Source organism: Roseomonas elaeocarpi, from assembly GCF_042433915.1.
Classification (GTDB): Bacteria; Pseudomonadota; Alphaproteobacteria; order Acetobacterales; family Acetobacteraceae; genus Roseomonas; species Roseomonas elaeocarpi.
This window is the reverse complement of record NZ_JBHLUN010000001.1, coordinates 281441-302074: the sequence shown is the minus strand read 5'-3', so window position 1 is coordinate 302074 and position 20634 is coordinate 281441. Positions and strand designations below refer to the sequence as shown.

The 20634-nt window shown below is 69.2% G+C and carries 19 protein-coding genes; 3 read left to right on the top strand and 16 right to left on the bottom strand.

The genetic code is table 11. From position 1 onward, the window contains the following. Positions 1–507: 507 nt before the first annotated feature. Complete coding sequence (locus ACFFGY_RS01130) at positions 508–2067, top strand: RICIN domain-containing protein (RefSeq protein WP_377042515.1); 1560 nt, start codon at positions 508–510, stop codon at positions 2065–2067. Positions 2068–2086: 19 nt separating this feature from the next. Here the strand turns inward: ACFFGY_RS01130 and ACFFGY_RS01125 are convergent, their stop codons facing one another. The 15 genes from ACFFGY_RS01125 to ACFFGY_RS01055 all read right to left on the bottom strand — a co-directional run bounded on the left by ACFFGY_RS01125 (position 2087) and on the right by ACFFGY_RS01055 (position 16859). Continuing rightward, a complete protein-coding gene (locus ACFFGY_RS01125) occupies positions 2087–2845 on the bottom strand; it encodes a molybdopterin-dependent oxidoreductase (RefSeq protein ID WP_377042514.1) in 759 nt (252 codons plus the stop codon). Beyond that, positions 2842–3486, bottom strand: a complete 645-nt coding sequence (locus ACFFGY_RS01120; protein ID WP_377042513.1) for a cytochrome b/b6 domain-containing protein — start codon at positions 3484–3486, stop codon at positions 2842–2844. Before ACFFGY_RS01120 ends, ACFFGY_RS01125 begins: the two co-directional genes overlap by 4 nt. Before the next feature lie 58 nt (positions 3487–3544). Beyond that, a complete protein-coding gene (locus tag ACFFGY_RS01115; protein WP_377042512.1) occupies positions 3545–4168 on the bottom strand; it encodes a hypothetical protein in 624 nt (207 codons plus the stop codon). A gap of 80 nt (positions 4169–4248) precedes the next feature. Further along, positions 4249–4815 (bottom strand): alpha/beta fold hydrolase, encoded by a 567-nt coding sequence (locus ACFFGY_RS01110; RefSeq protein ID WP_377042511.1) that lies wholly within the window; start codon positions 4813–4815, stop codon positions 4249–4251. 116 nt (positions 4816–4931) lie between these two features. After that, positions 4932–5573, bottom strand: coding sequence for an NrsF family protein (locus ACFFGY_RS01105; protein ID WP_377042510.1), 642 nt, complete (start codon positions 5571–5573; stop codon positions 4932–4934). Beyond that, positions 5563–6177 carry a sigma-70 family RNA polymerase sigma factor gene (locus ACFFGY_RS01100; RefSeq protein WP_377042509.1) on the bottom strand — a complete coding sequence of 205 codons (615 nt, stop codon included), beginning with the start codon at positions 6175–6177 and terminating at the stop codon, positions 5563–5565. The genes ACFFGY_RS01105 and ACFFGY_RS01100 overlap by 11 nt, the downstream gene beginning before the upstream one ends. 233 nt (positions 6178–6410) lie before the next feature. Further along, positions 6411–8261 carry a beta-L-arabinofuranosidase domain-containing protein gene (locus ACFFGY_RS01095; RefSeq protein WP_377042508.1) on the bottom strand — a complete coding sequence of 617 codons (1851 nt, stop codon included), beginning with the start codon at positions 8259–8261 and terminating at the stop codon, positions 6411–6413. A 5-nt stretch (positions 8262–8266) separates the two neighbouring features. Continuing rightward, positions 8267–9106 (bottom strand): carbohydrate ABC transporter permease, encoded by an 840-nt coding sequence (locus ACFFGY_RS01090; protein ID WP_377042507.1) that lies wholly within the window; start codon positions 9104–9106, stop codon positions 8267–8269. Further along, positions 9103–9972 carry a carbohydrate ABC transporter permease gene (locus ACFFGY_RS01085; protein ID WP_377042506.1) on the bottom strand — a complete coding sequence of 290 codons (870 nt, stop codon included), beginning with the start codon at positions 9970–9972 and terminating at the stop codon, positions 9103–9105. The genes ACFFGY_RS01090 and ACFFGY_RS01085 overlap by 4 nt, the downstream gene beginning before the upstream one ends. A gap of 5 nt (positions 9973–9977) precedes the next feature. Continuing rightward, on the bottom strand, positions 9978–11222 hold the full coding sequence (locus tag ACFFGY_RS01080; RefSeq protein WP_377042505.1) for an ABC transporter substrate-binding protein: 1245 nt from the start codon (positions 11220–11222) through the stop codon (positions 9978–9980). Positions 11223–11257: 35 nt separating this feature from the next. Beyond that, complete coding sequence (locus tag ACFFGY_RS01075) at positions 11258–12283, bottom strand: LacI family DNA-binding transcriptional regulator (RefSeq protein WP_377042504.1); 1026 nt, start codon at positions 12281–12283, stop codon at positions 11258–11260. A 511-nt stretch (positions 12284–12794) separates the two neighbouring features. Further along, positions 12795–13535, bottom strand: a complete 741-nt coding sequence (locus ACFFGY_RS01070; RefSeq protein WP_377042502.1) for an aspartate/glutamate racemase family protein — start codon at positions 13533–13535, stop codon at positions 12795–12797. A 22-nt stretch (positions 13536–13557) separates the two neighbouring features. Further along, a complete protein-coding gene (locus ACFFGY_RS01065) occupies positions 13558–13812 on the bottom strand; it encodes a DNA polymerase ligase N-terminal domain-containing protein (protein WP_377042501.1) in 255 nt (84 codons plus the stop codon). A gap of 56 nt (positions 13813–13868) precedes the next feature. Further along, positions 13869–14840, bottom strand: coding sequence for an NAD(P)/FAD-dependent oxidoreductase (locus ACFFGY_RS01060; RefSeq protein WP_377042500.1), 972 nt, complete (start codon positions 14838–14840; stop codon positions 13869–13871). A gap of 411 nt (positions 14841–15251) precedes the next feature. Beyond that, positions 15252–16859 (bottom strand): ABC transporter substrate-binding protein, encoded by a 1608-nt coding sequence (locus ACFFGY_RS01055; protein ID WP_377042499.1) that lies wholly within the window; start codon positions 16857–16859, stop codon positions 15252–15254. 448 nt (positions 16860–17307) lie between these two features. On the opposite strand from ACFFGY_RS01055, the gene ACFFGY_RS01050 reads away from it, so the two are divergent. Beyond that, positions 17308–17715, top strand: a complete 408-nt coding sequence (locus ACFFGY_RS01050) for a hypothetical protein (protein ID WP_377042498.1) — start codon at positions 17308–17310, stop codon at positions 17713–17715. 199 nt (positions 17716–17914) lie between these two features. Further along, positions 17915–18931 (top strand): NADP-dependent oxidoreductase, encoded by a 1017-nt coding sequence (locus tag ACFFGY_RS01045; RefSeq protein WP_377042497.1) that lies wholly within the window; start codon positions 17915–17917, stop codon positions 18929–18931. A 295-nt stretch (positions 18932–19226) separates the two neighbouring features. Here the strand turns inward: ACFFGY_RS01045 and ACFFGY_RS01040 are convergent, their stop codons facing one another. Further along, on the bottom strand, positions 19227–20630 hold the full coding sequence (locus ACFFGY_RS01040; RefSeq protein ID WP_377042496.1) for an amidohydrolase family protein: 1404 nt from the start codon (positions 20628–20630) through the stop codon (positions 19227–19229). Positions 20631–20634 lie beyond the last annotated feature (4 nt).

Sequence of the window (20634 nt, the reverse complement as noted above, 5' to 3'; positions counted from 1 at the left end):
CGGCCGCCGCCGCGGAGTGCTCCCCATCAAACCGGACCGGCAACCGGAATGGAGGGCTGGCTGATGACGGACGCGCGGGGTGAGAGCATGCGCAAGCCGGCATGGGGATGGCTGGTGCGGTAATCCCCACGGCAGGCAGCGAACTGCTGGAGCACGGTGAGGGCAACCGGACGGGGCGGTGAACGCAAGGCCGCGCGGCGGGCCGGGCCGGAGCTTGCGACCGTACCCGCCACGCGGCGGCACCCGCCGCTCCACCTCATCGGTGACCTACCTCGTCCACAGGTCCGGGAGGCAGGGGCTCCTCCGGGTAACCGACGCGGGGTCGGGATGCCGTTCGTGTCGGATGCGGCGTCGGTGGCTCCGCCATCCACTCCCAACGCAGGGCATCCGTGAAGATCCGGCTCGAGCCGCTGGGCCTCGTTGCTCTCCCCCGGATTTCGTTGCGAAGTGTTTACGATAAACCTAAGCTGACGCCGCGGATACACATCCAAGACCGAGGAGGGAGCAATGACCCTTCGTATGCCGCGCCATTGGCTGGAACGCGTTTGCCGACCCATCGCATTGGCTCTCGCCGCGGCTGCAACGATCACCATCCCGATCGACCGCGCCCGCGCGGATGCGGACGATCTTCTGGCCGGCGCCTTCGACAAGGTCACGGGGGTTCCGTTCGCGACCATCATGCTGGGCGTGGTGCGGTCGCAGGCGTCGTCGCCACTCGATCCTGCGGCGTTGAATGCGAGGCTGACGCAGGTCGAGAAACTCCTCCAGCAAGTGACCGAGCGGCTCACCCTCGTGGAGGAAAGGGTCAGCCAGCTGCAGGACGATGTCGCGGAAGCGGCAAACGTCGCGCGGCTGCGCAAGCTGCAATCGGTCGCGGCGGACCTCACGGCGTTGAACGCGCAGCTGGCGACGCATCCCACCGATGCTGGCGCGCTGAGCGTCATGCAGCTCCAGGCGCGTCAACAGGCCGATCTGCTGAAGGACGATCCGGATTTCGATGTCTGGAAATGGACGGACATCACGGGACGGGGAACGCCGACCCAGGCCTTGCGGACGCGCTTCGAGGCGTACCCGTCCTTCGAGCTCTACGCGGTCGCGATCGCGACCTGGTTCGCCACCATCGAGGCGCAGCTGGGCACGCAGCCGCAGCGCGTCGTTGCCGAACTGGGGCCCTTTCTGCGCAGCCACGAAGCATTCCTGGAGGCCCGGCCAGGGTTTCCGAGCGCGACGGACAAGCCGGTCTCGCTCCTGGAGAACCTCAACGCGGCAGCGTTCTGCCGGCTGGAGGCGGTGGACCAGTTCAGCAATGGCGCCGGGCAATGCACCTTCGCCACGGTGTGCATCGACCAAATGGCGGATAGCCGGACCGAGGTGGCGCGGCAGTCGTTGCCGGTCAATCCGGCCCGGGCCGGGACGCTGTGCACGACCAGCCCGTCTCAATCGGTCGGCCTGCAAGGCGAAGACGCGCTCCGGGACGCCTATGGCGCGTCGCTGATGCGTGAAATGGCCCAGGACCTTGCCAAACTGGCCGCAACGGGAACATTGGCGGCGCCCTTCGTCGGGAGCTTCGCGAACGTCATCGTGAGCCAGATCTTCTCCCTGCCATCGCGAGGCCCGGTGCTGTCCCCGCCGAACGCGGCACCCGGCTCCTCCCCGGCGATCCCGCGCTGCAACCTTCTCGTCGGCGGTGGCTGCTCATTCGGAACGCTGTCGCAGCAGACGGCCTGGAGGATCGCTGGCCCCGAACCGTCCGCCACCGGCTTCTCGACCGTGACCAACAACGGCAACAGCCTGTGCCTCGACGTGAAAAACAACGTACCGGCCGTTGGCGCTCAGCTCGTGGTCTGGCCCTGCAACGGAGGTGCGAGCCAGCAGTGGAACATCGTGAGCACCGGCGGCATCTTCACCTTGCGATCAGGATCGTCGAACCTTTGCGCGACGGTTGACCCGCTGCCGAGCAACCGACTGCAGCTCCAGCTGTCGCGCGGACTGACACTGCAGGCCTGCGACAACCGGGATCTGCAAAGCTTCACGAGCAACGACGGAAGCACCCCAGGCCCCCACTAGAGCGCCGGGTGACGAAGCATCAGGAGCCACTGAACCAGTTGTAGCCCTGATCCTCCCACCAGCCGCCCGGGTAGTCGTTCGTGACGAAAAGGGCGGCGATGTGTTTCGGGTTCTTGAATCCGAGTTTGGTGGGAACGCGCAGCTTCAGCGGGAAGCCGTACTCGAGCGGCAGCGGCTCCTTGCCGTAATCCAGGGCAAGGATGGTCTGCGGGTGCAGCGCCGTCGCCATGTCGATGGATGAGTAGTAGCGGTCCGCGCACTTGAAGCCGACATACCGGGCGCGGGTGTCGGCGCCGACGCGCTGCAGAAAGGTGCGGAGCGGCACGCCGCTCCAATGGCCGATGGCGCTCCAGCCCTCGATGCAGATGTGGCGGGTGATCTGGCTTTCCTGCGGCAGGCTGCGCAGGCGCGACAAGGGCCAGGACGACTTGTCCTGCACCAGGCCGGACACCTCGAGCTTCCAGGTATCGCCGTCGACCTCGGGAGCACTGTCCACCGGGTAGTAGGCGTTGAACGGGAAAGGCTTGGTGATCTGCGACACGTCGTAGGTGGGAACCAGCTTGTTCGGGTCGAACAGCAAGGCCTGCACCCGGTCGTTGAAGCGCGACATCGCCCAGAGCACCTTGTCCACCGTGTCGCCGTCCGAGAGGTTGCAGCCGGTCAACATGGTCAGCCCCCCAAGGGAAAGGCCACCGCGCAACAAGCCCCGCCGGTGCAGCTGCCGTTCGACCTTTTGCAATGCCGGATGATGATCGGCCAGGCTGATCTTCTTGCTCATAGTTCGACCTCGGCATGAGATGCAGGAACCCGGGCGCGGCCGGTGATCATGCTGACCAGCGTCCTCGGCACCAGGATCACCAGGCTCAGGTGCAGCACGATGAAGGCGACGATGCCGGCCATGGCGATGAAGTGCAGGCGTCGCGCCACCTCGTAGCCACCCAGCAGCGAGGCGAGCGCGTGGAGCTGCACCGGCTTCCAGAGCGACAGGCCCGACGCGAGCGCCAGGATGCCGAGCAGGAGGACCACGACGTAGGACAGTCGCTGCACCGCGTTGTAGGTGCCGTGCGTGTGCCTGAGGCGGAAGGCGAGGGCCTCAGTCAGGTCCCGCCACACCAGGCGTGGGGTCAGCGGCAGGAACGAGCGCAGGAAGTGCCGCCTGAACACTCCGTAGGCGAAGTACACCAGCGCGTTGCCCACCAGCAGCCACATCGCCGCCAGATGCCAGGCGATGGCGCCGCCCAGCCAGCCGCCCAGTGTGGCCCACCGCGGAAAGGTAAAGGGGAACAAGGGCGAGGCATCGTAGATCTCCCACCCGCTCATGATCATGCAGACCATGGCAACGACGTTGATCCAGTGGGTGATCCGCACGAGCAGCGGTTGCACCGCGACGAACCGGCTGGGCTTGAGTTGAGAGGTCATCTTGCACTCGTCGGCAGGGGGTCCCGGGGCATCGGACCGGATGCCCCGGGGCGTCCGGTTACATCGGCGGGGTAAGGCCGTTCTCGCCAACGGCGATGCTGCCGGCGGTCAGGCTGCCGTCGGCCGCCTTGACGGGCGTCACGGTGACATGGGCGCCGACGGTCAGCAGGGCACGGGTGGCGGTCGGGTCCAGCAGAACGATCGGCACGTCCTCCGGCACGAAGATCTTCTTCTCGCCGGTGCCTCGGCCATTGTAGTGCACGGTCATGACCCGGCCGCTGGACACCACCAGATCGCCGATGGTGCCGTTGGTCATGGTGCTGTTGCCGCCGAGGTCATAAGCATAGCTGCCCTCGCCCAAACCCTTCAGGTTGGGCGGGAACACGGTCACCTCCAGCGCCCGGGCGGTGCCGTCCGGCTGCGGCACGGTGGCGGTGCCGATGTAGCTGCCGGACTGCACGTCCGACAGCTCCGCCTTCTTCACGCCGACGATCCGCGCGTCCGCGTTCAGCCGGACCGACACGTCGGGGCCGCTGCGCGGCTTGATGGACAGGATGTCGCCGTCGATCCTGTCGATCGTGCCGCGGATCCGGGTGGGTGCCGGCGCCGGCTGGGCCACGGCGACACCGCCGAGCAGCGAAACGCCGGCGAGCGCGGTCAGCAGGCTGCGTTTGATGGTCATTGTCACAGGTCCTTCGATGATGGCGGCCCCGCTGGGGAGTACCGCCGGGGGGATGGTGCGGATCCGGAAGAAGAGGCCGCTCATTCCTTCCGGGCGCCGGTTGCCGCCTGCTCGATGAGAGCCGCGATTGCCCTGGGCTGCGACACGTAGACGGCGTGGATGCCCTTGACCTCGACCGTCGTGCTGCCGGTCCGCCGGGCCATGAAGCGTCCGAAGTCGGGGTTGATCTTGTGGTCCTCGGTGGCGACGGCGTACCAGCTCGGCTTCGAACGCCAGGCCGCCTGGCTGACCGGCGCGCTGAGCGCCTTCTCGCTGACCGGAACCTGCGACCGTGCCATGAAGGCGGCGTCCGCCGCCGGGAGATCGGCCGCGAAGTCGTCGTGGAAGGTCGCGGGATCGAGCGTCAGGAACCCGTCCGCACTCTTGATCACGTTGTTGGTGGCGGGCGCGAAGCGGCTGCGTACTTCACTGAGCGTCTCGTTGCCATCCGGCGCCAAGGCCGCGACGTAAACGAGCGCCGGCGACGCCGCCGGGCCAACCGCGAGCGCCGTCGCGACCCAGGCCACGGAGAAGCCCGCCCGCACCGCGTCGTAGCGCATCAGCCAGCCGGTCTCGCGGGCCTCGGCGGATCGGTTCCGCAGGGACATGACAGGTCCTTTCGCAATGGCTGCGATGGGCCGGCCGGACGCGGCGTCGCGCGGCGCCCGGTGTGGCAACGGGGATGGAGATCGCGGACCCGGCCGCAGGCCGGTGCTGTGCGGACCTACAGGGCGGCGAACCTCGGCAGCACCAGCCGCGCCAGCGACGCGGTGATCGCGAAGGCCGCCGAGTACCAGAACAGGATGTAAACGGGATCGTTCACGGGGCAGCAGAAGGCGAAGACGAGCGCGCCCCAGCTCCCACCGGCCAGGCCCACGGCCAGCGCGCTGCCCTCGGCATGGGCCGAGGCGCCCCGGCGCATGAAGACCGACAACCCGACCAGCATGGGCAGCGACAGCACCACGATCGATCCGGCGCATAGCAGCCCGTGCGCCGGCATCAGCCGTTCGGACAAGCCCGGGGCACCCTGCTCCACGAGGCCGAGCGCCAGTCCGGCCGCGACCACCGCACCGGCAAGGCCCGCGGTGAGGATCAGGCCGCGCCGTGGCGAGATCGTCGGCGAGAAGGACTGCACCGCCGTGCCGCCGCTGATCGCCACGAGAAGAGCCAGGCTCCCCAGCTTCCACCACATGAACGGCTGGCCGATGACCGCCGCCATGTCCGGTCGCATCATGCCCAGGGCCAGGAAGATGATCAGCTCCAGCACGCCGAGGCCCGCGAGCCAGGCCGCTTCCCGCGCGACGTTGCGCGGACGCACAGGCACCAGCCCGGACGAGAGCTCATCGATCAGGGCGTCATTCGACATCGGCGTTCTTCATGATGATGGTCCTGAGGCGGGCGATCCCGCGATGGATGTTCACCTTCACGGCTGAAACGGACTGCCCGGTCCGCAGGGAAGCTTCCTCGAGGCTGTAGCCTTCCAGCTTGACCAGCTGGATGACCCGGGACTGCGCCGGGCGCAGCTCGCCGAGCAAACTCACCAACACGGAAGCGTCCATGACCGCGGCCTCGTGCCCTGGCGTCGCGACCGCGTCGTCGAGCATGTCGGCCGCGCGACGCTCCAAGGCCCGGAGCTGATCGACCCACTTCCGCTTCGCGATCGCGCTCAACCACACCGAGAGCGGATAACCGGGTTCGTAGGTGTGCCGGCTGCGGTGAACGGCGAGCAGCGTTTCCTGCACGGCATCGTCTACCTCCCCCTGGGGAAGCCGGCGGGCGAAGTAGCGCTGCAACCAAGCGGAAAGCTCGACCAGCAAACGTTTGTAGGCGCCGCCGTTCCCTCGCTGGGCCGCCACCATCAGCTTGCTCCATCGATCCTGCGCCGGCGTTGCACCGGACTGCCCGTGCGGAGCTGCGCCTCCAGGAGCCAAGCCCGTCGTGACCGGTAGGAATGAGAGCCGCAGCGACATGCCTCCATATTCGCCGATCGGAGCTGAAAGGTTACAAGGCTGCTCCATGGGACCGGCTCTTTTTCACCGGACACACGGATCAGCCGCGGAGCCCCGGTGCTTACGCCCGGTCCGGTTGCCGGGGGCCCGCTTCGCGACAGCCGCACTCCGGCTCATCCCGCCCGGCTCCAACCGTTTCGCGGGCGCCAGCACCCCGCCTCAAGGTGATGCCGGAGCTTCCGCCGCCGCAGAGATCAGTCGAATACGTAGCCAGTAAACTCCTGCGGTTCGAGGCGCGGAAATTCACAGATGCGCAGCCGGGCACAGCCGTAAGGGATCAGCGTGATCGGACGTGGCGTCTGATTGCTTGTCACGGGGCTGGGCGGCGGTGGAGCCGCCGAATTGTCTTCGAGCCGCCACTCCTTCACGAAACGTCCTTTGGTCATCACGCGAACCGGTGCTGTCGCCAGCGCGAAGGGCTGTCGCGAGGGCGGCCGCCTTTCAACCAGGGCCTGCAAGCTCACGGCGCCCGCTTCGGTTTCCAGGCCGTAGTTCCAGCTGCCACGCGGCATCACCTCCCAGTCACCCAGCCCGGGCGTGTCCGGGATGCCCCGCCAGATCTCGCCGGGGCAGTAAGCCAGGGTCAGCGGCCCGATGTGGAGACTGACCGCGCCGTTGAGGCGGGTCTCGACCCGGACTGGCATGGGCAAGCGCAAGGTGACGGTATCGCCGGCCTTCCATTCACGACTGAGCACAACGATGCCGTCGGCCGGTGCAACGGGAAGGTCCTCGCCGTTCAGCGTCAGTCGCGCGTCATCGCACCAGGCCGGAACGCGCAAGCTCAGGCGACGCGCTCCGGAAGCGGCCTCCGTCACGCGCACGGCCACCGTTTCGTCGAACGGATAATCGGTGCTGACGTCCAGGCCAATCGCACGGCCACGAACGAGGCAGGGAGCATAGGCGATGGCGGCCAACCCACCCTCCGCGTCCTCGGCCCAGAGACTTGTTGCCAACTTCGGCCAGCCCTGGTGGAGGTTTGCCGTGCAACAGCCGAAATGAGGCTCGAGGCCGAAGATGTTCGGTGCATCGCTGCTGTAGGTCCAGTCGCGGCGCGCAATCGTTGCCAGGACCTGATTCGGCTGCTGATGGTACTGGTGCGCCGTCATATCGGCCGTCACCGTGGCCGCCAGGGCGTTGAACGCCACACGTTCCAGCCGATCGCCGAATACCCCGGAACCGTAGATGCGTGCCAGCACCTCCAGCGAGAACATCGTCTCCACCACGGCGCAGAGCTCCGTACCGTGGTGCGGCGAATTGCCGGCCAGCCACTCGTCCCCCGAAAACATGCCGGTGGCCTGACCGTGGAGGCGGTCGAGATTGGCAAGCGCCTTGTTCAGCAGGTCGCGCTGGCCTTGCTCGCCCAGCATCTCCCGCAACGCCGGCAGCTTCAGACCCATGGCAACGTTGACCACGTGGGTCAGGTGGCTGAACCGGGTCGCCGGGCCTTGGACGAGATCCTCGGTCAGGTAGGTGCCCCAGTCCACCGTCATGCTCAGCACGGTCGCGGCCAGGCTGGCGAGGGCCGGGTCGGGTGCGCGTTCATGCAGCCACAGGATCGCCAGGATGTTCTCCTGGCCGCGCGCGACAGCCCATTTCTGCAGCGGCCGCTCCGGCAGCGCCGCCCGCTGGTAGGCGAAGTAGCGCTGCATGAACGGCACCACGCGCGGATCGTCCGTGGCCTCCGCGTACTGCATCAACACCTTCAGAGCCACCATGCGCGTCCACCAGTCGTCGTTGCCGGCCGGACCGAACCAGCCATCCGGCCGTTGACTCGCGAGCATCCACTCGATCCACTTGGACGCCTTGTGCTTCAGCCCGACGTCGTCGAGGCTCCAGGCGAGCGGGACGAGGCCGTCGAGGTAGTAGGGGCCGCGCTCCCAGCTTTCTCCCGAACCGCCGAGCCAGCCGCTGTTCGGTCCGACATCGGGCCACACCTCCTCCAGCCGGCCCGTGAGGCCGTCGGCTTGCAGCTGGAGTTGATCGCGAAGCCATCCGCGCGGTGCGATCGCGCCAGGAGGAAGGGATCGTAGCCGTGCCTCGTTCATGGCATTCATCCTTTCGTCGAGCCGGCCAGCAGGCCTTGCACGTAGTAGCGTTGGAAGGCGGCTGTCAGGACGAGGCAGGGCAGGATCGTCAGCACCGTTCCCGCCTGCAGGGCGCCCCAGTCGACCGCGCCGAGATAGCCGAACGAGATCGTCACCAGCATCACCGGCATGGTGTAGTTGCTCTGATCCGTCATCAGGATCAGGGCGGCCAGGAACTCGTTCCAGCTCGAGATGAAGTTCACGAGCACCACGGTCACCAAGCTGGGGCGGATCAGCGGCAAGAGGACACGGAGCAGGATGTCCATCTCGCTTGCCCCGTCGATGGTGGCCGCCTCATCAAGAGCACGCGGCACGCCCTGAAGAGCAGCCATCATGATCAGGATGCCGAGCGGCAGATGAAAGGTGGTGTAGACGATGCCCAGACCGAACAGCGAGTTCTGCAGTCCCAGGATACGCAGCACGAGGAAGAGCGGTGTCAGCACCGTCTGGAACGGCACCATGATCGCCACGAGCGTGAGCACGAAGGCCAGACGCCGGCCGAAGAACGAGAAGCGCGTGAAGCCGTAGGCCGCGGGCGTGGCGATCAGGGCGACACCCACCGCGCTGCCCGCTGCCACGACGAGGCTGTTCCACAGGTAGCGCCAGAAGCCGGTGGTGCCGCTCAGCAGTCCTGCGTAGTTGGCCAGGGTGAAGGAGGACGGAAGCCAGCCAGGCAGGGCGGATGCACCGGCCGAAGGCTGAAAAGATGCGAATGCGACCCAGGCCACCGGGAACAGGAAGATCAGCGTAATCGTGCCGGCCGTGGCGTAGTAGGCGAAGGCCGAGAACGTCGTCCTCCCGGTCATGCGTCATCCCCGTCGCGCAGCAGCACCATCTGGGCAAGGTTCACCGCCAGCACCAGCGCCAGCACCAGCAGCGCCAGTGCCGCGGCGTAGCCAACCCGAAAGGACACGAAGGCGCTGTTGTAGACCCAGTACACCAAGCTCATGGTGCCGTTCTGTGGTCCACCGCGGGTGATGACGTAGAACGGATCAAACACCAGCAGCGAGCCGGTAACGGACAGCAGCAAGGCCAGCTTCACGGACCGTCGCATCAGCGGCATGGTGACGTAGCGGAACGCCTGCCAGCCGCCCGCACCGTCGATGCGCGCCGCCTCGTGCAGTTCCGCCGGAATGGCGCGCAGGCCGACCAGCAGCAGGACCATGGTGAACCCGACGGTCTTCCAGACCACCATCGACGACGCGGCCACGAAGGCACCCGGCACTGAGTCGAGGTAGGGAACCGGACCGGACACCAGGCCCAGCCGGTTCAGGATGGCGGTGAACACGCCCACGTCGCCGTTCAGCATCCAGACCCAGAGTACGCTCGCCGTGCTGATGCCGATGGAGGTCGGCAGAAACCACACCGTGCGGAACAGGGCGGCCCCCCGCCGGTCCACGTTGGCCAGGAGAGCGAGGCCGAAGGCGATCACGAACAGCACCGGCGTGATGATGGCGGTGTAAGCCAGTGTGAAGCGCAGCGCGCTCAGGAACAATTCGTCGTCGAAGGCGGCAAGGTAGTTGCGCCAGCCCACCCAGCGCACGCGCCCGATCAACGGCCAGTTATGTGCCGAGATCCAGCCCACCAGCACCAGCGGCCACAGGAAGAACACCCCGGTGAGCGCCAGCGCCGGCGCGACGAAGACCCAGCCGAGACCACCGCGTCGTTTCATGGAACTCAGCGGTCCTGATCGATGATCTGCTCGAACCGTTTCTGCGCTTCCGTGATGGCGCCTGGCACGTCGCCGTCGAAAACGGCGCGTTGCAGCATGCGCAGGAAGGGACCTTGAGGGCTGTTGAGCAGGTCGTTGTAGACGAAGCTGTAGGGCGTGCGTCCCTTCGCGATCGCCTCGGCCGCGACCAGGTAGGCGGGCTCCTTCTCGCTGAATTCGTTGCGCGCCAGGTCAGTCCGAACCGGCAGGAAGCGGTTGCGCGCCAGGATGTTGATCTGCACCTCCGGCGAGTAGGTCCACTGAATGAACTCCCAGGCCGTGCGCGCCTGCTTGCTGCCGCGCGGTATGGCGATCGAGTCCCCTCCCGCGAAGGATGACCACTGCCCGGCGGTGTCGCCCGGGATGAAGGTGGCACCGACCTCCAGGTTGGGGGCGAGGCGACGAAGCCCGGTGAGGGTGAAGGCACCGCCGGACCAAAGACCGACCTTGCCGCTGGCCGGGGTGGCAATGGTGTTTTCCGCGCCGTCCGCGCGCGCCGATGGCGGGACGGTGCCGGCGGCCCAGAGGGCACGGAAGTGGTTCAGTGCCGCGGCAACCGCCGGGTCCGTGAGCGTCGCCTTCGTGCCATCGGCACTCAGGATGTCCCCGCCCCTCGCCCAGATGCGCGGCAGGAAGGTGAACACGTTGAGCCCGGCCGTGTTGCCCGGGAAGTAATAGCCGTAGTTGCCGTCCCCGAGCGCGGTGATCTTCTCCGCCGCGGCCTGGACCTCAGCCCAGGTTTGCGGCGGCGCATCCGGATTCAGCCCGGCGCGACGGAACAGGGCCTTGTTGAACATCAGGACCGACGCTTCGGCACTGTAGGGCAGCGCGTAGAGTCTGTTCTCGAAGGTGCCCAGCCGGACGTGCGACGGGCTGAGCTTGTCAAGGAACGGCAGCGTCCTGGCCATATCCGTGAGGTCGGTCAGCTGCTCCGCCCGGGCGAAGGAAGGAACGTAGACCAGGTCGATGGACATCAGGTCCGGCGGCGAGCCTGCCGCGATGGCGGTGCCCACCTTGGCGACGAACTGCTCGTTGGGGATCAGGTTCAGCGTGATCTTGTCCGCGTGGGCCTCGTTCCACGCCTTCACCACGGCGACCGAGTAGGCTTCGGTCGTGGCACGGGCCCACATGGTCATCTCGGCGGCTCGCGCAGCTCCGGTGCACAGCACCAGGGACAAGAGCCCGGCCGCGATCCTGGTCAGCTTGCTCATGACGTCTCCTGTTGTTCGCGGCACTTCCGGCCGCTTTAAAGAAGCGCTTCACCACCGCATGACTGACGGACCACCAACCGACAGGGATGGCGGATCACGCGTGGAACCGTGGCTTCCGCGCCCGCGATCATGGCGAGCAGGCAGGACGCGGCCTGCTGCCCCAGTGTCTCGAGGCACGGATCAATCGTGGTCAGCGGCGGCCGGGTCGCCGCGGCAATGATGTCCCAGTTGTCGTAGCCGACCAGGGCCACATCCTCGGGAACACGCAGGCCGCGCTCCCGCAGCGCGTCAGCCACGCCGCGCGCGATCTGATCGCTGCCGCAGAAAATCGCGTCGAACCGCGGGCCATGTTCGAGCAGCCGCCCGACGGCTTCATGCCCCCAGGCCTCGCTCCACGGGCCGCTCAGGTACCAGTCCGGATCGAGGCTCCTTCCCGCTTCGCGCAAGGCCTCCTCGAAGCCCTGGCGACGTTCCCGCACGGCGGTGAAATGTTCAGGCCCCGTGACGTGCGCCAGTGCAGTGCGCCCCAGGCACAGCAAGTGCTGCCCCGCCAGCTGACCGCCGCCCCGGTCGTCCGGCAGCACGCAGACCGCCTCGGACCCTTCCGGTTGAGCATAAGCGTACACGACGGGCATCGACGTGCCGGCCAAGTCCACCGGAGGCCGCTTGTCCGTCCTGCGGGAGGTCACGATCAGTCCGTCGACCCGCTTGGCCATCAGGGATTCGATGTGACGGCGTTCATGAACCGGATCGTCGGTCGGCTTGCACACGAAAACAGCCATGCGGGCCGGGTCCAGCGCGTTCTCGATACCCTCCAGCAGGGGCAGGCTGAAGCGGCCAAAGGAGTCGCGGCTCACCAGGCCTACTGTATAGGAGCGTTTCTGGTGCAGGCTCTGCGCCAAGGCATTGGGCTGAAACCGCAGCGATTCCGCCGACTGCCGCACGCGAATGCGGGTTTCTTCCGTGAAGCGGCCCTGATTGTTCAGCACTTTCGACACGGTGCCGATGCTGACACCGGCAGCCTTGGCAACATCGTGGATCGTGACTGCAGCCTTCAGCATCAGGGTAGCATCCCGTCCCGTGATCAGGCGGTTCGACCGGAGCTTAGCGACCAAAATCAGCCAAGGAAAAGCTTTTCCTGCTCCCGAAAGAGCAGAAAAAGAGCAGAAAAGGCACTGGTAACCGGGACCCCGCGCTCACCGGCGGACGGATCGCTCCCTGATGCCCCGGCCAGCCGGCGGCCGAGACTGCGAAGCGGATCGCTCCACCTGCGCCCGACGATCGCCGCCAGCCATGGCACCAGAGGAACCCGCGGCTCGCCGATGCGAGGGCGACGCCGGACGGCGAAAGGTCGAGGCAACATCGGCGGGCGATATCGGCCGGCCGGACAGATGCAGCGCCACGCGCCAGTGGCGCCCTCCGCCCCGGCTTGCCGAGAACAGGACCGCCTGCCCTGCTCGGCCCACCCGGGAACCCGAACGGAGAGATGCCGGCGTCCAAGTCACCGCGCCCAGCTCCTTTGTCCGACCGGGCCGACCGCCCCGTGGTCCGCACGGAGCACGGCATCGCCGATTACGACGCGCTCGTCGCCTCTCCGCAGCGGGCGCCGTGGTTCTGCGCGTCGACGCCGAGCGCGAAATCCACCGCCGCCGCGGCGTGGATGGCGGTGCTGTCGAAGCCAGGCAGAGGCGTACCGTCCACGTCGAGGATCATGCCGATCTCCGTGCAGCCGAAGATCAGGCTGTCCGCGCCCTGTGCCTTTGCTTGCGCGACCAGGCCGATCAGCACCTCGCGCGAGCGGTCGAGCACCTTCCCGGCGCAGAGCTCGTCGAAGATGATGTCGTGCGTGAGCGTGCGGCCGTCCGGGCCCGGGATCATGACGTCGATGCCGTGGCGCTTCATCCGGGCCTGATAGAAACCCTCCTCCATCGTGTAGCGCGTCGCCAGGAGAAGCGGCCGGCGGCGCCTGGCGGCCTTGAGACGCGCTGCCGTGACGTCGATGACGTGGAGGACGGGCACGGCCACCGCGGCCTCGATGGCCGGGGCGACGAGATGCATGGTCACGGTGCACACCACGATGCACCCGGCACCGGCGGCCTCCAGTTCCTGGGCCGCCTCGGCGAGATACCGTCCGGCCTCGTCCCAACGCCCTGCCCGCTGCATGTCGACCACGACCTGGAAGTCGACCGAGCGCATGAGGATGTCGGCCGAGTGCCACCCGCCCAGGCGCTCGCGCACCGCCTCGTTGATCATCCGGTAGTAAAGGGCGGAGCTCTCGAAGCTCATGCCGCCGAGAAGGCCAATCCTGCGCACGCCGTTTCTCCGTTCTTCTGTTTCATCCGGCCCCGGGCCCGTCGCCTGTCCGGCCCGGGACGCACGGGCGAACTACGCGGACGCCCGTCGCAATGACGGGCTGGGCCGCGACCGCAGCCGGAGTGGCGTAGCCGAGCGGGTGGTCCCCCACCAGGACAGCCAGCCGCTTGCCCGCAGGGTCCAGCGACGGGTCCTTCGGAACCGCCCAGTTCCGGAGGACGCCGCCATGCTCCGGGCGGAAGTTCCGGTGGAGCCTCCGGGCATCGTGCTCCCGCACTCGGAAAGAACCGGTCCGGCCGGAGCTGCGCGGGCAGGGCCCGCGCGGACCCGTCCCTACCCCGCCCCGCCTTCCGCCAGCGCCGCCGCGCCGTCCGGCTCGTCCTGGGTGGGAACCTCGCAGCGGTTGTGGATGTCGGTGGCCGCGACCGCCGCGTGGCCCATCGCCACCACCACCTGGTTCAGCCCGCGCGCCACGTCGCCCGCGGCGTAGAGGCCGCGAACGCTGGTGCGCAGGTGCCGCCCCGTCAGCAGCGCGCCCGTGTCGTCGTGCTGCGCCCCCAGGCCCCGCGCGAGGTCGGAGCGGACGGCGAGGCCCAGCGCGGAATACAGCACCTCGAAGCGATGTTCCCGCCCGCCGGCGCGCAGCGCCCCGATCCGGTCGCCCTCGAAGAGCAGCGCGTCGATCGGCTCCTCCACCACCGCCACCCCGTGCTCGCGCAGCCGCGCGCGCTGGTCCTCGTCCAGCTCCATCGGCGCGTCGGTGGTCAGCAGCGTCACGTCGCGCGAGTAGGTGCGCGCCACGAAGATCGCCTCGCCCAGGCCCCGCGCGCCACGGCCCAGCACGCCGATGCGCCGCCCCCGCGCCTCGTAGCCGTCGCAGATCGGGCAGTACCGCACGAGGCCCCGGCGCACCGCGTCGCGCAGGTTCGGCAGCGCCGGTTCCTCGTCCACCGCGCCGGTCGCCAGCAGCACGCGGCGTGCGCGGATCGGCCGGTCGGCGTCGCCGTCCACCTCCGCCAGGAAGCTCTCCGCCGTCTGGCGCAGCGCGGTCACGGTTCCCACCCGCGGCGCCACGTCGTAGCGACGGAGGTTCTCGCGCTGGCGCCGCAGCATCTCGCGCCCGCCCAGCCCGTCCGGCGAAACGGGGAAGTTGTGCGACACCGGAATCCAGTCCGCCCGGCTGCTGCCCGAGTCCACCAGCGCGAAGCGCCGCCCGAAGCGCGCGAGGTAGAGCGCCGCCGTCATCCCGGCAGGCCCCGCCCCCACGATCAAACAGTCCAGCGCCCCGTCCGCTCGCTCCGCCATGTCACCTCACGCCCCCTGTCGCAGGGGGCAACGCGGCAGCACGCGGGTGTTTGCGCGCCGCAGCATCGGGGCGGTTGCTTTGCGGCAGGAGGGTTCGGAGGGTGACCGTTGTCCCGGGGAGGAGGAGAAGGAATTCTCCCCCTCCCCGGACCCCTCGCCCCTCATCTTTTTTCAGGACGCTGCCGCGGGAACGTGGCTGGGGCGGTGCGCTCCGGCTCATCGAGCCGGAGCGAAGGACGGTTCAGCCAGGGCTGACAGGAAGCCTGTTCTTTTCAGAAACACCCGCGGCCGCCGTTTCGCGACCACTCCAACACCGCCCCGCGGCAGCGTCCCAAAAGAAGATGAGAGGGGGTCCGGGGGAGAGAGCTCCTTCTCTCCCCCGGGACAGCGCCGCGCAGGATCAGCCGCCGCTCAGACCCGGCGGATGTTCCAGAAGGCCGGCAAGCCCTTGACCACGCCCTGCAGGTCCGCCCGGTGCGCCACCGGCGAGAAGAGCTGTCCGGTCGGGATATAGGGCAGGTCCTGGAAGGCCTGGAGCTGGATGTCGCGCGCGATGCGCTTCTGCGAGGCCTCGTCGGGCGCGCCGAGCCACTCGGTGCGCAGCGCTTCCAGCTTCGGGCTTTCGGGCCAGCCCGGGGCGGCGGACTTGCCGTTGCCGCGCAGCCAGATGTTGCTGACCGGGCTGAGCTCCTCCGAGCCGCCCTGGCCGGTGTGGAAGATGCTCCAGCCGCCGGCCTCCACCGGGTCGGGCTTGGCTCGGCGCTGCATGGCGGTGGCCCAGTCCATCGCCTGCACGTCGACGTTGAAGCCGATCGCGCGCAGCAGCTCCCCGGTGACCTCGGCCATGGCGTTGTAGATCGGGAAGTCGGTGGGCATCATCACCACCACCTTCTCGCCCTTGTACGAACTCGCGGCGAGCGCGTCCTTGGCCCTCTTGATGTCGCGCGGCGCGGTCAGCGCCTCCATCCCCGCGTCCGAGGCCATGGCGGTGCCCGGCGTGAAGAAGCCCGCCCCGTCGCGCCACAGCGTCGTGTCGGCGCCATTGGCCGCCTGCATGTAGTCCGCCTGCGAGAATGCCGGCAGGATCGCGCGGCGCACGCCCGCGTCGTTGAACGGCGCATGGAGGTGGTTGAAGCGGAACTTGCCCACCAGCCCCAGCGGCTCGATCACCGTGACCGCCACGCCCGGCGCCTCGCGCAGCATCGGCACCAGGTCGATCAGCGGCCAGCGCAGGAAGTCCACCTCGCCCCGCTGCAGCGCCGAGGCGGCGGTGGCGCCGTCGGGCATCACCAGGAACTCGACCCGCTTGAAATGCGCGACCTTGGGCCCGGCCGAGCCCTGCGCCACGCCGTCCGGCCGCGGCACGTAGCCGTCGAAGCGCTCATAGGCCATGCGCGAGCCCGCCACGCGCTCCCCCGCGAGGAAGCGGAAGGGCCCGCTGCCGGTCGGCTCGGTCACCGCCGTGAAGGCATCGGTCTTCGCCAGCCGTTCCGGCATGATCACGCAGACCGGCGAGGAATACTTGGCCAACGCCGCCGGCAGCTGCGGAAAGGGCGACCTGAGGCGGAACACGACGGTCTTGTCGTCGGGCGCCGACAGCTCCTCCGTGATCGCCATCAGCGACTGCCCGAAGCTGTCGCGCACCGCCCAGCGGCGGATCGAGGCCACGCAGTCGCGCGCCAGCACCGGCGTGTTGTCGTGGAAGCGCAAGCCCTCGCGCAGCGTCATGCGCCACAGGCGGCCGTCATTCTCCACCACGTGGCCGGCCACCATCTGCGGCTGCGGCTTCAGCGACTCATCGAGGCCGTAGAGCGTGTCGTAGATCAGGAAGGCGTGATCGCGCGTCTGCGAGGCCGTGGTCCAGATCGGGTCGAGCGCCGGGATATCGGCCGCCGGCACGAAGCGCAGCACGTCCGGGCTGCCTTTGGCCCCTCCTCCGCTCCCCTGGGCGCGGGACAGCGACGGGGCGGCGAGCGCGGCGAGGCCGGCGCCCGCCGCGAGAAAGGAGCGGCGGTACATGACGGTGTTTCCCTGGACGTCGCGGCACCGTCTCGAGGCGGCGCCTGGGTGCCATGTCAGCGCCGGCCAGGGCGGCTGTCAAAGCCCCATGGCGGGGGGGGGAGCCGCTTTTCGCCGCTACCTTCCGCCACGCTCCTCACGGCGGGCGGGCACCGGGCGCGGTCCGGTTCGTCAGGATGCGGCGGGCGGGGCACGCACCGGACTGTCCCACCCGGCGGGCCCGCGCCGGTTCATACCAGGCGTGATCGCGCCGGGTTGGGCCACGCCGGACAACCACGCCGGGTTGGGCCCAGTCGGACGACCACGCCGGACGACCACACCGGACGACCACGCCGGGCTGAGCCAAGTCGGGCCAGGTCACGCCGGGCAGCGCCACACGGCGCGATGCCACGTCGGTCCCGCGGGCCGTTAACGATCCGCCAGCACGCGTCGGCGCAGCCTCCGCCGCATGATCCGCCCGCTCCTCGCGCTCCTGCTCCTCCTCGCCCAGCCCGCCCTGGCGGACGGCGACCTCGACGCCCGCCTGGACCGCTTCGGCGACGCCTTTCCCGCCGGCGCCCCGCCGATGCCCGTGTGCAACCGCCCGCGCGAGGGTGTGGCGGCCTGCCTCGCCGGCAAGCAGTGCGTGTGCCGCTTCGAGCGCGGCGGCAGCATCACCGGCCGCCCCGACGGCTTCCGCTGGGACTGCGGCGTGCTCCAGGCCGACTGCCCGGCGGCCCCGGCCGCGGTGGCGCCCCCGCCCGCGCTGGACCCGGCACTGGGCGCGGCGCTGCCCTACCTGGCGAACCCCTATGGCGGGGCCGCCGCGCCGGAGGGTATCGGCCGCAGCGGCGACGACCTGCTGCGCGGCCGCTGAGCCTCCCCCACGCCACGCCGCCCCGCGGCGCGACCGATCAGGCAACGACCCTGCCAGGCCCGCAGCGCCAACCCAGCACCACCAAGGTGGCACGATCCGGCACGCGCTGAGCGCCGCCTACCACCAGTGTCCCCCGGCCTTGCCCCACCCCGCCCCGCTGCCGACATGCCCTCCTCCACGACCGCAGAGGCCCCCTCGCATGAGCAACGCCGCCGGCACCCGCGTCCTTCTCGCCAGCCGCCCCACCGGCCGCCCCACGGCGGAGAACTTCCGGATCGAGCCCATGCCCATCCCCACACCCGCCGAGGGGCAGGTGCTGCTGCGGGTGCTGTTCCTGTCGCTCGACCCCTACATGCGCGGCCGGATGGACGACCGGAAATCCTACGCCGCCCCCAACCCGCTGGGCGCGGTGATGGAAGGCGGCACGGTGGCCGAGGTGGTGGAAAGCCGCCATCCCGACTACGCCGCGGGCGAGGTGGTGCTGAGCTATTCCGGCTGGCAGACGCACGCTCTGTCCGACGGCAAGGACCTGCGCAAGCTCGACCCCGCGGCCGCGCCGCTTTCCACCGCGCTCGGCGTACTGGGGATGCCAGGCTTCACCGCCTGGTCAGGCCTGCGCAACATCGGCCAGCCCAAGCCCGGCGAAACCCTGGTGGTCGCCGCCGCCAGCGGCCCCGTGGGCTCGGCGGTGGGGCAGATCGCCCGCATCCACGGCGCCCGCGCCGTGGGCGTCGCCGGCGGCCCGGAGAAGTGCCGCTTCGTGCGCGACGAGCTGGGCTTCGAGGCCTGCCTCGACCACCGTGCGCCGGACTTCGCCGAGCAGCTGCGCGCCGCCTGCCCCGACGGCGTGGACGTGTATTTCGAGAATGTCGGCGGCGCCGTCTGGGACGCGGTCTTCCCGCTGCTCAACACCTTCGCCCGCGTGCCGGTCTGCGGCCTCGTGTCGCAGTACAACGGTGCCACCCCTGGCAACACCGACCGCCTGCCCGGCATGATGCGCGAGGTTCTGTCCCGCAGCCTCCTGATCCGCGGCTTCATCCAGCGCGAATTCGCGGCGCAACAGCCCGAGTTCCGCACCGAGATGGCCGGCTGGATCAAGGACGGCCGCGTCCGCTACCGCGAGGACATCGTGGATGGTCTGGAGCACGCGCCCGAGGCCTTCATCGGCCTGCTGGAAGGCCGCAACTTCGGCAAGCTGGTGGTCCGCGTCGGCTGAGGTGGCGCCGGTTCCGGGGGAGAGAAGGAATTCTCTCCCCCAGACCCCCACTCATCTTTCTTTGAGACGCTGCCGCGGGAACGCCCAGAGCCAATCGCGGTACGGCACCGCCAGCGCTGCTGAAAAGAATCAAATTCCCTGTCAGCACGAACGGACCTGTCCCTCGCTCCGGCTCGGTGAGCCAGAGCGCACGACCCTGGCCACCTGCCCGCGGCAGCGTCGGAGAAAAAGATGAGAGGGAGGGGTCCGGGGAGGGGGAGAACACCTTCTCCCCCTTCCTGGCCACAGCGCTCCCTCACCCCTCGAAGGCGGCGCGTGCTTCCGGCAGGTCCCAGATGCGCCGGATCGCGGCGGCGCCGGCGGCGGTGATGGCGGCCTCGTCGCCGTGCAGGTATCGCCCGCCGCCCAGCAGCACGCGCCCGTCCACCATCACCACGTCGACGTTGCCGCGGTTGGCGAGCCAGACCAGCGCGCGCTGCGGCTCGTAGGTCGGTTGCAGGTGCGGGTGCGACAGGTCCACCACCGTCAGGTCCGCCTTGGCGCCGGCGCGGATGCGGCCGAGGTCGGGGCGGTTGATCGCGGCGGCCGCCTCGGTGGTGACGGCGGCGATGATCTCCGGCGACGTCGCGACCGTGGCGTCGCCCGCGATCAGCTTCGAGATCATCGCGGCCGCGTTCATCTCGCCCAGCAGGTCCATGTTGTAGCCGTCGGTGCCGATCACGGTGCGCACGCCCTGCGCGCGGAAGCGCCCGAAGGAGGCCACCGTGCCGGCGCGGGCGAAGACGCGCGGGCAGTTCAGCACCGTGGCGCCACGCGCGGCCATCAGTCGCAGGTCCGCGTCGGTGGAGGCGATGCAGTGCGCCGCCAGCAGCTCCGGCAACAACCCGAGCCAGTCGAGGTATTCCGCCGGCGTGCGCCCGTCGTAGCGCGCCGCGATCGTGGCCACCTCGCCCGCGCTCTGCGCCAGGTGCGTGGTGATCGGCACGTTCAGTTCCCGCGCCCGCGCGGCCGCGGCGCGCAGCAGGTCGGGGCCGCAGGTGTCGGTGGCGTGCGGGCTCATCGCCAGGCGGATGCGCCCCTCGTCGCGCCCTTCCCAGGCCTCGTGCAGCGCGTCCCAGGCGGCGAGGTCCGCCGCGCCGTCATCCACACCGCCCGAGGCCGCGGCGTAGCGCACCGTGCCGTCGCGCCCGGCCACCGCATCGGCGGTGGAGAACAGGTAGGGCGCGCCGTAGAAGCGCAGGCCCATCTCCTCGGCCGCCTCGAACATCTCGGGGATGCCGTTGCGGAACGGCTCCATCGCGGTGGTGGCACCGCCCTTGAGCAGCTGCAGGATGCCCATGCGCGCCACCGCCAGCCGCTCCTCGTGCGACAGGATCTCGATGCCGCGCTTGGTCAGCGGCAGCAGCACGGTATAGACGATGCTCTGGTTGTTCTTGCGCCCCGCACCGTCCTCGGAATGGGTGCGCGCCACCGCCTCGCTGAAGCAGTGGTTATGGAGGTTCATCAGCCCCGGCAGCACGAAGCGGCCCGGCGCGTCGAACACGATCTCCGCGCCTTCAGGCTTCGTCGGCGTGACGGCGGCGATCTCGCGCCCTTCCGTCAGCACCCAGTGGTCGCGCAGCACCCGTGGCTGCCCCTCGACCTCCGCCAGCACGTAGGAACCGAAGATGGCGGTCTTGCCGGGGTCGAGGATGGCCATGCTG